This is a genomic window from Haloactinospora alba, assembly GCF_006717075.1.
Lineage (GTDB): Bacteria > Actinomycetota > Actinomycetes > Streptosporangiales > Streptosporangiaceae > Haloactinospora > Haloactinospora alba.
In genome coordinates this window covers 1,635,218-1,648,679 of sequence record NZ_VFQC01000001.1, presented here as the reverse complement: position 1 = coordinate 1,648,679, position 13,462 = coordinate 1,635,218, and the positions used below count along the sequence as shown (strand labels likewise).

General features: G+C 66.6%; 10 protein-coding genes. 6 read left to right on the top strand and 4 right to left on the bottom strand.

Annotated elements, in window-relative coordinates; all coding sequences use genetic code 11:
• The first annotated feature begins 88 nt into the window (after window positions 1–88).
• The 5 genes from FHX37_RS07400 to FHX37_RS07380 all read left to right on the top strand — a co-directional run bounded on the left by FHX37_RS07400 (window position 89) and on the right by FHX37_RS07380 (window position 6,833).
• Entirely contained in the window at window positions 89–2,404 is a 2,316-nt protein-coding gene (locus FHX37_RS07400) for an FdhF/YdeP family oxidoreductase (protein ID WP_141923038.1), read from the top strand.
• A 287-nt stretch (window positions 2,405–2,691) separates the two neighbouring features.
• Window positions 2,692–3,171, top strand: coding sequence for a type II 3-dehydroquinate dehydratase (gene aroQ, locus FHX37_RS07395; RefSeq protein WP_141923036.1), 480 nt, complete (start codon window positions 2,692–2,694; stop codon window positions 3,169–3,171).
• Between the two features lie 215 nt (window positions 3,172–3,386).
• Window positions 3,387–4,445: a phosphate ABC transporter substrate-binding protein PstS gene (gene pstS, locus FHX37_RS07390; protein WP_141923034.1), complete on the top strand. Its 1,059-nt coding sequence runs from the start codon at window positions 3,387–3,389 to the stop codon at window positions 4,443–4,445.
• A 348-nt stretch (window positions 4,446–4,793) separates the two neighbouring features.
• Window positions 4,794–5,237, top strand: coding sequence for an Rrf2 family transcriptional regulator (locus tag FHX37_RS07385; RefSeq protein WP_211351762.1), 444 nt, complete (start codon window positions 4,794–4,796; stop codon window positions 5,235–5,237).
• 96 nt (window positions 5,238–5,333) lie between these two features.
• On the top strand, window positions 5,334–6,833 hold the full coding sequence (locus tag FHX37_RS07380; protein WP_141923030.1) for an MFS transporter: 1,500 nt from the start codon (window positions 5,334–5,336) through the stop codon (window positions 6,831–6,833).
• 342 nt (window positions 6,834–7,175) lie between these two features.
• Here FHX37_RS07380 and FHX37_RS07375 read toward each other — a convergent pair whose 3' ends face one another.
• The 4 genes from FHX37_RS07375 to FHX37_RS07360 form a co-directional block, all read right to left on the bottom strand.
• On the bottom strand, window positions 7,176–9,161 hold the full coding sequence (locus tag FHX37_RS07375; RefSeq protein WP_246062169.1) for an ABC transporter permease/substrate-binding protein: 1,986 nt from the start codon (window positions 9,159–9,161) through the stop codon (window positions 7,176–7,178).
• A complete protein-coding gene (locus tag FHX37_RS07370; protein WP_141923028.1) occupies window positions 9,154–10,647 on the bottom strand; it encodes a sugar ABC transporter ATP-binding protein in 1,494 nt (497 codons plus the stop codon). Before FHX37_RS07370 ends, FHX37_RS07375 begins: the two co-directional genes overlap by 8 nt.
• 41 nt (window positions 10,648–10,688) lie before the next feature.
• Entirely contained in the window at window positions 10,689–11,687 is a 999-nt protein-coding gene (locus tag FHX37_RS07365) for a LacI family DNA-binding transcriptional regulator (RefSeq protein WP_141923026.1), read from the bottom strand.
• 151 nt (window positions 11,688–11,838) lie between these two features.
• On the bottom strand, window positions 11,839–12,246 hold the full coding sequence (locus FHX37_RS07360) for an Rv3235 family protein (protein WP_246062168.1): 408 nt from the start codon (window positions 12,244–12,246) through the stop codon (window positions 11,839–11,841).
• 295 nt (window positions 12,247–12,541) lie between these two features.
• On the opposite strand from FHX37_RS07360, the gene FHX37_RS07355 reads away from it, so the two are divergent.
• Window positions 12,542–13,426 carry a glycerophosphodiester phosphodiesterase gene (locus FHX37_RS07355; RefSeq protein WP_246062167.1) on the top strand — a complete coding sequence of 295 codons (885 nt, stop codon included), beginning with the start codon at window positions 12,542–12,544 and terminating at the stop codon, window positions 13,424–13,426.
• Window positions 13,427–13,462 lie beyond the last annotated feature (36 nt).

Below are 13,462 nucleotides of genomic sequence, written 5' to 3'. Positions count from 1 at the left end.
CGGGAGAGCCATCGCCACGCTCCCCCGTGACCTGAAAGACTGGGGGCGCGAGGTGTCTTTGAGACCAGCCACGAAGAGGTGAGCGAGTATGTCCCCAGCCCCCGGAAACGATCCGCGTCAGGACAATCCACGTGTAAGCAGCCCGGAGGACACCGCCGTGGGGCTGCCCGCAATCGCCAACAGTCTCCGTGTCACGGGGGAGAGCTCAGGGGCCAAACGCGGTCTACTTACCCTTCTTAACGTCAACAAGAAACGCGGTTTCGACTGCCCGGGATGCGCCTGGCCGGAACCCGACCCCCGGCATCCCGTGGAATTCTGCGAGAACGGTGCCAAACACATCGCCGAGGAGTCGACCCGTAGGAAACTGACCCCGGATTTCTTTTCCCGGTACTCTGTCTCCGAGCTCGCTGAGTGCTCCGGCTACTGGCTTGGCCAACAAGGTCGTATAACGCATCCGATGTACCTGGAGGAGGGAGCACAGCACTACGTTCCGATCGGTTGGGACGAGGCGTTCGACCTACTGGCCGAGGAACTCTCCGCGCTCGACTCCCCGGACGGGGCCGCCTTCTACACCTCCGGACGTACCAGCAACGAAGCAGCTTTCCTGTACCAGCTGTTCGCTCGTAAGTTCGGGACCAACAACCTTCCCGACTGCTCCAACATGTGCCACGAGTCCTCCAGCTCCGCTCTGGACGAGACCCTGGGCATCGGGAAGGGCAGCGTGCTGCTGGACGACATATACCAGGCTGACCTCCTCATCGTCGCCGGGCAGAACCCCGGGACGAACCATCCTCGGATGCTGACGGCACTGGAGAAGGCGAAACGCTCGGGAACCAGGATCATCACGGTTAACCCGCTCCCGGAGGCCGGGATGCAGAGGTTCAAGAACCCGCAGTCGCCCCGCGGAATCATAGGCCCTGGCACCCAGCTCACCGACCTGTTCCTGCAGACCAGGGTAGGTGGGGACCTCGCGCTGTTCAGCGCGTTCAACCGGCTTCTGCTACAGACCGCGGAGCACAGCCCGGATGCCATAGACCGCGAGTTCATCGACACGCACACCCACGGGTTCGACGAATTCGCTCGCAGCATCCTCGAGGAGGACGAGGAAACGTTCTGGGAACGGGTCCTCCATGCCACCGGAGTTCCACGCGAGGACATCGAAGAGACCGTAGCGATGGTACTCGCTTCGCGGAGAATCGTGGTGTGCTGGGCCATGGGGATAACCCAACACCGCCATGCGGTACCGACGATCAGGGAATTCGTGAACTTCCTCCTGTTGCGCGGAAACATCGGTCGCACCGGAGCGGGAGTGTGCCCCGTACGAGGTCACAGTAACGTCCAGGGCGACCGAACGATGGGGATATTCGACCGGCCGGGAAAAGCGTTCCTGGACTCGTTGGGTGCCGAGTTCTCGTTCGACCCGCCCCGCCACCACGGTCTCGACACCGTGGAGACCATTCGGGCGATGCGGGACGGGAAAGTGGGGGTTTTCCTCGCTATGGGGGGAAACTTCGTTTCCGCCACACCGGACACCCGCGCTACCGAGGAGGCTGTACGACAGTGCCGGTTGACGGCACACGTCTCCACGAAACTCAACCGCTCGCACGTGATACCGGGAGCCCGGTCGCTGATCCTTCCTGCCCTGAGCCGCTCGGACCATGATGTTCAGGAGACCGGGGAACAGTTCGTCACTGTCGAGAACTCCATGGGCGTGGTGCACGGTTCGAGCGGAACCGTCGAGCCGCTCTCCCCCGAGATGCGCTCCGAGGTGGACATCGTGGCCTCACTCGCACGGCGGGTGCTGGGTAGGGACGACTCCGTACCGTGGGAGGAGTTCGTCGCCGACTACGACCGGATCCGCGACCGGATCGAACAGGTGATTCCCGGTTTCTCCAACTTCAACGAGCGTGTGCGGCGACCGGACGGGTTCACACTGCCGCACGCGCCGCGGGACAAACGCGCTTTCCCCACACATACCGGGAAAGCCAACTTCACGGTCAACGCGGCGACGGCTCCCGAGGCGCCGGAGGGGAAACTGCTGCTCCAGACCCTCCGCTCCCACGACCAGTTCAACACGACGATCTACGGGAACAGCGACCGCTACCGGGGTATCCACGACGGACGCCGTGTCGTGTTCGTCAATCCCGACGACGCCTGGGAACTGGACCTCGCGGACGGCTCCTACGCCGACCTCGTAAGCGAGTTCGACGACGGAGTGGAACGTCGCGCTCCCCACTTCCGTGTCGTCCACTACCCCACGGCCCGAGGATGCGCCGCCGCCTACTACCCGGAGACCAACGTTCTGGTTCCGCTCGACTCGACGGCTGACATCAGCAACACGCCGACGTCGAAGTCCATCGTCGTTCGTTTCGAAACCGACAGCGGCGACTACGCCGCCGTGTGAGACACGGGGTTCCCGCACGTGGCCAGCCGAACGGCCGCTCTGACTCCGGACGTCGGGGTATGGTTCGGCTGGCCACGTGTCTCCTCGGCACCCGTCGGCGGGAGGAGGCATCGCGCGGGAAGGAGTCTTGAGGGAGAGAAGGGGTTCTTCCCCGGCCGGATCCGCCGGTACCGGCTCCCTGGATCGTCGCTCCGACAGCACCGTGGGATGCGGAAACGAAGGCAGTAGGCTTCTCCCGTCCCCTTATACGGGAGTACGGCCGTCTGCACCGTCGAAAGGGTTGATCGTTGTCCGGACCCGATCCTGCCCGCAACAGGGTCCTGTTGCTGAACGGGCCCAACCTGAACCTCCTGGGTGAGCGCGATCCGGAGCACTACAGTTCGGCCACGCTGGCTGACGTGGAGAGACGCGTCACCGAGCTCGGCAAGGAGCTGGGTGTATCGGTGACATGCGCGCAGAGCAACCACGAGGGTGTGCTCGTGGAACACGTACACGGGGCACGCGGCATGCTCGGTATCGTCCTCAACCCCGGGGCGTTCGCGCACTACAGCATCGCCCTGCGGGATGCCGTCGAGGCGGTGGACACCCCGTGTGTGGAGGTTCACATATCCAACGTCCACGCCCGCGAGTCGTTCCGGCACACGTCGGTGACCGCTCCCGTCACCCAGGGCTACATCTCCGGTTGCGGAATCACCGGTTACGAACTGGGGCTGCGTGCGGTCCTGCGGAGCACCACCGAACGGTTCGGGGGCGCTCCCAGCTCCTGAGAGGATCCCAACGCGCTGGTGAGGCGTTTCACACACGCCGGGGCATTCGGCAGAAACCGTCACCTGTTGTTAGGTTCTCTTTCGGTGTCCGGTCACCGGTACGTCATCCGTAACCGTGGTGGTGCGACCGGACTGATTGGCGTTCACGAAGGGTTTAGGGAACTGTGCTCCCATCCGCGTATCGCACGTTCTCCGCTGTAGCGCTTGCCGGAACGATGGTTCTGTTAGCGGGGTGTGGCAGCGATGATGCCGTCCGGGACAGCAGTGCTGTCCCGGTACCGACGGACGCGCGCTGCTTCAGCGGAAACATCTCCGGAGCGGGATCCAGCGCTCAGGAGAACGCGATGCAGACCTGGGTCGCCGGGTACCAGACGGCCTGCGAGGACACTCAGGTCTTCTACGACTCGATCGGCTCCGGAGGCGGGCGCAGCCAGTTCATCGACGGGGCAGTCAGTTTCGCCGGATCGGACACACCCCTGGATCCCGAGGAGAACGCCGAAGCCGCCCCGCGGTGCGAGGGGTCGGACGCGGTCAACATCCCCGCTTACGTCGTTCCCATCGCCGTCGTGTTCCACCTACCGGGCGTGGACTCCCTCAACCTCACCCCGCAGACGATCGCCCGGATCTTCAACCAGGAGATCACCCACTGGAACGATCCCGCCATAGCCGAGTCCAACCCGGACACGGACCTGCCCGACATGCGGATCGCTCCGGTCTCACGTTCGGACGACTCCGGAACCACGGAGAACTTCTCCGCCTATCTCAAGGAAGCGGCGGGAGAGAGCTGGCCCCACGACGTCAATGACAAGTGGCCCCTCCCCCCTGTAGAGGCCGCCCAGGGCAACAGCGGTGTCGCGGAAGCCGTCGAGAACGGCCGGGGCACCATCGGTTACGTGGAGAACTCCCACGTTGGGTCGATGAGCACGGTCAACGTGGGCGTGGGTGAAGAGTTCGTGGGGATCTCACCCGAGGCCGCGGCACGCATCGTTTCCGACTCTCCCAAGCGTGAGGGCGGGAACAAGCACGATCACGCGCTCGAGCTGGACTACGGGACCACAAGCGCGGGGACGTACCCGATCGTGCTGGTCAGTTACGAGATCGCGTGCCTGGACTACTCAGACGCGGACCAGGCGCGACGCCTCACGTCGTTCCTGAGCTACGTCATCAGTGACGAAGGCCAGGCGGCGGCCTCGCAGGAGGCGGGCTCGGCTCCGCTACCGGATGACATCCAGTCCGACCTGCAGAGCACGCTCGAGGCCATCAGCGGATCCTAACCGTTGCGGCACGGCGCCGGGGACGGAATGACCGCCCGTGGCGGTTGCACCGATCCTCGGCCCCGTGGCTCCCGAAACAGCATCAGTTGCGGGTACGGCACTAACGGGCCGAAACCGCCGCGACTTCCCAGTCCGAGGGTGTCTCGTGCGCGGACCCGTTCGATGACCGGCCGACGGAGGACTGTACGGGCAGCGCTCGGCCCCGTTCCCGTCTCCCGGACTCGAGCGAGGACCGCGCCCTCGAGGGACTTCCCCATCAGGGCCATCCCGGACGACGCCCGGGTTTCGTTGACACCCGAACAAACTGTAACTAACGTTGTTTCAGTCCGGAGGGGGTGAATGATGGCCGTGAGCAGTCGGTGTGCGGTGGCGGTCCACGCGTTGACCCTACTGGCCCGGAACGGCGGCGAGCAGCTACTGGCCTCAGCCGAGATCGCGGAGAGCCTGGAGAGCAACCCGGTCGTGGTGCGGCGCGTCCTCGGCAGGTTGCGGGACGCGTCGTTGGTGTTCTCCGTCGAGGGCAGCGGCGGTGGGTGGCGGCTGGCCCGCAGCCCGCACGGGATCACGCTCTGCGACGCCTACCGGGCCGTCGAGGAGGGGCCCATGCTCTCGTTGCACGCCCATCCCCCCAGTTCCAGCTGTGTGGTGGGGCGCAACATCCAGGGCCTCCTGGAAGCGGAGTTCACAGCGGCGGAGCACGCGGCGACGGAACGACTGGCTCAGACCACGATCGCCGACATGCTCGGTTGGGTGCTGGCGCGGGACCTCCGGGAAGCCGCCCCGGAGGACTGACCAGGCCGTAGAGCGGAACGGGCCCGTCCCGTTCCTTCTTTTTCCCCAAACTGTAACAATAATAGTTACAGTCATCGACGTGGAGGTGTGATGCTCATGGAACCGACAACGCGAGAGGGAACCGTCTCGACGCAGGTGTTGCTGGGTGTGCTCGTTCCGGCGATGCTGCTGATGGTCATCGCCTCCGACATGGTCAACCTTGTACTCCCGTTGATGGGTGAGGAGTTCGCAGCGTCCGAAGCGCAGCTCGCCTGGGTCGTCACGGGCTTCTTGCTGGTCTTCTCCATCGGCATCCCGTTCTACGGCCGCATCGCCGACCGCGTGAGCCTACGGCGGTTGTTCAGCGCGACCCTGCTGGTCTACTCGGCCGGGAGTCTGGTCTGCGCGCTGGCTCCGAACCTGTTCGTGGTCGTGCTTGGGAGGATCGTGATGGGAGCCGGCGCGGGCGCCATCCCGGTACTGTCCGTCGTCGCCGTCACGCGCCTGCTCCCCGCGGAGAAGCGAGGGACCGGTGTCGGGTTCATATCCGCCGCGGGCGGCGTCGGTACCGCCGCCGGGCCGGTCGTTGGTGGCGGCCTCGGAGAGCTGTTCGGCTGGCCCTCGCTATTCTGGCTGACACTGGTGTGCGCCCTGGTCCTGGTGCCCGCGTCACTGCGGGTACTGCCGGATCACGCTCCTGGCTCTGAGGAGCGGTTCGACATCGCCGGGGGTGTCCTGCTCGGCCTGAGCGCGGGCCTCGTGTTGTTCGGAATCACCCAGGGGCAGGCCGCCGGATTCGATGCGCCCTCGGCGTGGGGCAGCCTCCTGTTCGCGACCGCGGCAGGGTTGCTGTTCCTGTGGCGCAGTCTCAGCACCGCGCAACCCTTCGTTCCACCGTCCCTGTTCGGCAGCCCGGTCTACGCGGCCGCAGTCATGGTCATCTTCGTCGCCATGTTCACCAACCTCGCCACACTGGTGTTCGTGCCCGTGCTCGTCGTGGACGTCAACGGTCTCAGCCCAGGAGCCGGGAGCCTGGTGATGATCCCGGGCGGCGTGGCCCTGGCACTCGTCTCGCCACTGGCGGGGCGCGTAGCCGACCGCGCTGGCGCGCGGCCGCTGACGATCGCGGGCCTGGCCGCGATCGGTGCTTCCACCCTCTTCCTGTCCAGTGTCGGAGCAGGGGCCTCGGCCCTCCTGGCTGCCGTCGGCGTACTCGGGGTCGGGGTGGGCATCGCCCTCGTCCTCACCACCGTCACCAACGCCGCCGCGGGCTCCCTGCCACCCGCACGGGTCGGCGTCGGTCTGGGTATCCTGCAAGGATCCCAGTTCCTGGGCGCCGGCACCGGCCCCGCTCTGATGGGAGCGTTGCTGGCAGCCCGGCGGGGCGGTAACGAGGGCGCCGCCAATCCGCTGTACGGCCAGGAAGCGCCTGCCTACTCCGACGTCTTCCTCGTACTCACTCTGCTCGTGGCTCTGGCGCTGGTCGCCGCCCTCTGGCTCCCTCCACGGCTACGTTCCGGTCCGGGCTCCACGCGTTCGGAGGGGACCCCCGAGCACAACGAGGCTTCCCCCGGTCCGGAGCGGGGCACCGAGCCAGACGGCACACGGCAGGGGTGAGAGTGGCCGGGCGCGGGAGGTACTGCGCTGTACCGGCGAGCAGGACCCGGCCGGCCGTCTCGGACACCTGTTTTCTCGCCTGTCGGCCGGAACCCCAGCGGTCCGTTCCGCCGCGGGACGACAAACACCGCTACCGGTCGGAATGCCCCGCGACGGGGGCCGTGCCGGTCCGGTCAGCGGACCGGCACGGCCTTCCACCGGCCGGTGGCACGGGGACGAACCGACCCAACGGGCAGGAGCGCCAGTGGCCTGTCCGCCCCGGAACCGGCAGCACCGCTCCCCCGCCGTTCACCTCGGGAAAGCACGCGCTGGTCACTGCCTCCCCGACAGGGAACGGTTTCTTCACTCCCCCTCGCGGAAGGCCGCCAGGTTGTCCTTGTCAACGACGGTGACGGGAACAGCGATCGGCTCCCCCGGACCGAGGTCCTGCTCGGCGGCCGCCGTCACGGCCTCCTGCACCGCCTGCCGCCCGAGCTCCTTGGGCTGCTGGGCCACGGTGGCGTTCTGGGTGCCGTTCTCGACCGCGTCCAACCCGTCAGGTGTACCGTCGAACCCGACGATCTTCACCTCGTCCCCGGCCTTGTCCCCCAGTGCTTTCGCCGCTCCCAGCGCCATCTCGTCGTTGGCGGCGAATATCCCCTCGATTCCGGGGTTGGCCTGCACGAGGTTCTGGGTGACGTTCAACGCCTCGGTGCGGTCGAAGTCAGCGGGCTGGGACGCCACCACCTCAATGTCGGAGTACTGCTCGATCTCCTCGGAGAAGCCCTTCCCCCGGTCCCGAGCAGCCGAGGTCCCCGGTTGGCCCTCCAACACGGCGATCTCCCCTGACCCGACCAGGTCCGCGATCTCACGTGCTCCTTCACGCCCTCCTTCGACGTTGTCCGAGGCGATCGTCGTCGTCACCGTGCCGTCGCTGGGAGAACGGTCCACCGCGATGAACGGGATCTCCGCCTGGTTGGCGGCCTCCACTGCGGGAACGATCGCGTCCGAGTCCACCGGGTTGACGATTATCGCGTCCGCGTTCTGCGCTATCGCGTTGTTCACCGAGTCCACCTGCTGGGAGGAGTCGTTCCCCGCGTCGGTGACGATCAGCTCGATGTCGTGTTCGCGCGCCTCCGCACGAGCCGCGTCGCGGAGATCGACGAAGAACGGGTTGTTCAGTGTGGACACGGAGACCGCGATGGTCGTGGTTCCGGTGCTGTCCTCGCTGTACCGCTGGTATCCGAACGCTCCTCCGGCCATGAGGAGAGCGACGACGAGGACGGCCGCTGCACGACGTACACCCGGTGTACGGAGCAGGGAGGGCAGGCGCAGGTTGGGGTTGCGTCGCAGTGTGTCGGAGAGGACCGCGACAGCGATGACCACCCCGATGATGACCTCCTGCCAGAAGGCCGAGACGTTGAGCAGGTTCAACCCGTTACGCAGCACTCCCAGGATGAGCGCGCCGACGAACGTTCCCGTGGCGCTCCCGACGCCCCCGGAGAGGCTCGCTCCTCCTATGACCACAGCGGCGATAGCGTCCAGCTCGTAACCATCGCCCGCCTCCGGCTGGGCCGAGGCCAGCCGGGACGCCAACAACACCCCGGCTACCGCGGCGAACAACCCGGACAGGGCGAACACCGCGAGTTGTTGGCGGCCGACCTTGATCCCGGACAGTCGGGCCGCTTCCGTGTTTCCGCCTATCGCGTACATCGCGCGTCCGCTGTAGGTGCGGCGCAGTACGACCGCGGTCATGAGGGCTATCGCCAGCATCACGATCACGGGATAGGGGACGACGCCGAACAGCGTTCCGCTGCCGAGTTCGGCCAACCAGCCGTCGAACGTGATGGGTTTGCCGTCGGATATCACCAGTGCCAGGCCACGGGCGATACTCAGCATCGCCAGGGTCGCGATGAACGGTGGAACCCGGCCCAGCGTCACCAGTAGCCCGCTGACCGCGCCCGCGGCAGCGCCGGCCCCCAGCCCGACCAGTACGGCCACCCAGATGGGGAGTCCGCCCGATGCGATGGCCCAGCCAGTGACGATGCCCGCCAGGCCCGCGACGCTTCCGACGGACAGGTCGATCCCGCCGCTGACGATCACGAATGTCAGTCCGAAGGCGAGGATCGCCACGACGGACGCCTGTACGCCAACGTTCAGCAGGTTGTCCAGGGTGAGAAAGTCCGGTGACAGCACGGAAAGCAGAGCGACCAGGGCGACCAGACCGACCAGGGCGCCGTTGTCCCTGGCCAGCGACCGCAGCCAGTTCCGGCCTTCGCGCACCGCCGCGGTTCTCCCGGGTCCGGGAGGCTGACTCTTCCGCCCCACCGGTTTCCTCTCCTCAGGCACTGTGTTCTCCTTCCGTGACCGCCAGGGCCATGACCCTTTCCTGAGTAGCCTCGAGCCCGTCGAGTTCACCGCGCAGGGTTCCGTCCGCCATGACCAGGACCCGGTCACTGACGCCGAGCAGTTCCGTCAGGTCGCTGGAGACGATGACCACGGAGGTTCCCGCAGCTGCGAGGGAGTTCAGCAGCTCGTAGATCTCGGCTTTCGCCCCTACGTCGACTCCGCGGGTGGGTTCGTCGAGGATCAGTACTCGCGGCCGGGCCAGTAGCCACTTCCCGATGACGATCTTCTGCTGGTTACCTCCGGACAGGGTCCGGACGGGTTGGCCCAGTCCCGATGCGCGCACTCCCAGCCGCTCGATGGAGGATTCCGCAGCCTCCCGCTGGGCGGCGAGGTCGACGAACCCGCCACGGGACCGGTCGGACAGCGTCGCGAGCCCGAGGTTCTCCTCCACCGAGGCTCCCAATACCAGCCCCTGGCCGGCGCGGTCCTCGGGGACCAGGGCGAGTCCCGCCTTGCGTGCGGCGGAGATGTCGCCACTGGGTACCCGGACGCCGTCGATACGCACCTCGCCAGTGTCATAACGGTCGGCTCCGAAAACCGCGCGGACGAGTTCGCTCCTGCCCGCGCCGACCAGACCGCCGATCCCCACGACCTCACCCGAACAGGCCTCGAAGGAAACCCGGGAGAAAGCTCCGGCACGGCCGAGCTCGCGTACCTGGAGCACCGGTGCGCCGAGCGGATGGTGGCGCTTGGGATGCTGCTGCTCGATCGACCGGCCGACCATGAGCCGTACCAGCTCCTCGTGGCCGGCGTCCGCGGAGGCCTCCCCCGCACGGGTGCCGTCCCGGAGTACGGTCACGCGATCACCGATCTCGGCCACCTCATCCAGCAGGTGGGAGATGAAGACGACGCCCACTCCCTGCGCCGCCAGTTCCCGGACCAGGTCGAAGAGCTGTTCCGCCTCGGTACGGCTCAGCACCGCGGTGGGCTCATCCATGATGAGGAAGCGGGCGTCCACGCTCAGGGCTTTGGCGATCTCGACCATCTGGCGCTGGGCGATCCCCAGGTCACCGACGACCGCATCGACGTCGAGCGACAGCCCCAGGCTCTCGACGAGTGCCGCGGCATCGCGGCGCATCCGGGATCGCTGCACCATCCCGAAACGGCGCGGCGGACGCCCCAGATAGATGTTCTCCGCCACGGTAAGCCGGGGGATCAGTGCGGTCTCCTGGTGGATCGTGGCGACCCCGAGACGTTCGGCGTCACCGGGCCCACGCATGCGAACCCGTTCGCCGTCCAGACGGATCTCACCGGTATCGGGGCGGTGCACCCCGGAGATGAGCTTGATGAGGGTGCTTTTGCCGGCACCGTTCTCTCCCAGTAGCACGTGCACTTCGCCGGAGTACAGGTCGAAGTCGACGTTCTCCAGCGCGCGGACACCGGAGAACGTCTTCGATACACCGGCGAGCTCCATCCGGCCGTTCATCTTGCTCCTTATGACGCTCCTGGCGAGCCCCGACGGCGTGGTCAGGGGTGCCGCTCTCCGCAGGATTGGCGAGGGACGAACCGACACGGGAACTTCCACGAACGGGCTTGTTCCCCGTGCAGTGAGGCGATCAGTTCCCGAACGGCCACCCGGCCGATCTCCTCGGTCCGTTGCTGGACAGCCGTGATCGGAGGGTCCACCAGCTCGAACCAGGGAAGGTCGTCGAAACTAGCGATCCCGACGTCGGTGCTGATACGTAGTCCCTGGTCGCGGATACTGCGCAACGCTCCCAACGCCATCAGGTTGTCGGCGGCGAACACCGCCGTCGGCGGTGCCGGAAGCTCCATGAGAGAGCGCATCGCCTGGACACCGCTCTCCACCTGGAAGTCACCGATCCGCAGGTACTCCGCGGGGAGTTCGCACCCGTTGTCCCTCAGTGCCTCGCGGAACGCTGCCAGTCGTTCCTGGCCGGTGACGAGCGAGTCCGGACCGGAGATGATCGCGATCCGGTGATGGCCCACGGAGCAGAGGTGCCGCACCAACTCGTGCACGGCTTGAGCGTTTTCACTGCGCACAGTCGGAATGTCGAGTTCGGGAATCGTCCGGTCGAGGAAGACCAGGGAATGCCCGTTGCGTACCGCTTCACCCACACGCGGCGACACCTCGGCCGTGGGGCACATGAGCAGGCCAGCCACGCGGCGGTCCAGCAGGATGTCGAGGTACTCGTCCTGGCACTGGGGGTTCTCGTCCGCGTTGCCGATGATGACGTAGTAGCCGTGTTCGCGTGCCTCGTCCTCCACGGCTCGGGCCAGCTCGGCGAAGAAGGGATTGAGGACGTCCCCGATAACCAGACCGAGTGTCGACACCTCGTGGGAGCGCAGGGTACGGGCCGCGGAGTTGGGGTGGTAGCCCAGCGTGCGAACGGCTTCGTTCACCCGGTCGCGGGCTTCCGTGGTGACCGAGCCGTGGTTGTTGAGGACGCGGGACACCGTTGCGGTGGACACTCCCGCAGCACGGGCTACGTCCTTGATCGTGGCCATGGCCCAGTAATGTAATCGATTACACAGTCCATGTAAACGTTTTCTCACGTCCGATCACAACGTCCCACCCCGAAGACGGATACGGAAGCTCCACAGGCCACCAGGGTCTGTGGCCGTTGCTCGCACGGCCACAGACCCACGGGCCGCGGAATCACCCTCCCCGGCGCTCCGCGTCAGTCTCGATGTGTGTACACACCCAGGAACTCTCGGTGAAGGTCACACGCAGCGCGAGGGCTCTGTAGCGTCTCCCGTCGCTGACGAGCGCGATAACTTCCGTTACATCCGGATAATCCGATACCAGGTGGGTGTTGCGCACGCGAGGACGACGCGTGCATGCGTAGATGCCGGCACGGCGCCACAGCAGGTGGTAAGCCTGACGGGAGAGCAGCGGGCGCATCTGGGCCGCTGGGCGCTGACCGGCCAGCACCTCGGCCACGAGCTGGGTCAGACGGCACAGTTGCAGGTTGGAGCGGGAGGTCCGGGGCTGGGCGGGGCAGGAACGAGCCCACTGTTGTCCGACAGGGAGCCTGTGCAACGAACGGGGGGAATGGTTGGCCATCAGCGTGTCCCTTCCGTCATGCCGATCCGGGACGCCGGATCACCGGTGTTCTCGCAACGACTCGTTGGTTGCGCTCGGGACGAGCACAGCGTGCCCGTCACTGTGCATAGAGTCTCCGACCGGCCCTCATTGCCAGCTGGAAGCCAAATTTTTTTGGCGAATCCAGTCCGCACCCCGGACAGGAGTCGCAATGTCCAGCGAAACAGCAGGCCAGTGGGACCGTTTTGACTCACGGACGGAAAGACGGTCCGGCAACGCGACACCGTGGCCGGCTCGTGGTCGGCATACTTGTACTGTGAGCCAATACCTCGACCTCCCCGCTCCGATCGGGCTTGCCCACCGCGGCGGCTGGCCTGCCGATGCGTCGGGACGGATCCGTCCCGAGCTGGAGAACACGGAGCTCGCTTTCCAGCACGCGATCGATCTCGGCTACCGCTACCTGGAAACCGACGTGCACACGACCCGGGACGGCGCGCTTCTCGCTTTCCATGACTCCACCCTGGACAGGGCCACCGACCGGACCGGAACCATCGGCGAGCTGCCCTATGCCGAGGTGGCCGAAGCCCGGGTCGGGGGACAGGAACCCATCCCCCTGCTGGAGGACCTGCTCGGAAACTGGCCGGGGGCGCGGTTCAACATCGATCTCAAGGCCGACGGGAGTCTGGATCCGCTCCTCCGCACGCTCCGACGCACCCGGGCCTGGCACCGCGTGTGCGTCGGTTCGTTCAGTCAGCGACGACTCGACCGGGCACGACGCCTGTTCGAACGCCCCGTGGCCACCTCCTGCGGGCCGGTGGACGTGGCGCGTCTGCGGCTCGCGTCAGTGGCACGGGTCCTGCGTCCGATGGCGCGCAGGGGAGTCACCTGTGTGCAGATCCCGCTGCGGAGCCATGGTGTCCCGCTGGTTACCAGGGATGTCCTCACCACCGCCCATGCCCTCGGAATGCAGGTCCATGTCTGGACGATCAACGATCCCGCACTGATGCGGCGACTTCTCGACGCCGGTGTCGACGGCATCGTCAGTGACGATGTCTACGCCCTGCGTCGGGTGCTGTCCCAGTACGGAGCGTGGGAAGGAGGAGAGTTCCCTGGGAAGGGCAACGGTCCGGAACCGGGCTCTCCCGATACGCGGGGCACCTCCGGCCCCTCTCCCGCTCCGGGCAGCACCGAACAGCAGTAGCACGGGATCCGGCTCCGGGGGTCCGACGGGAACCGG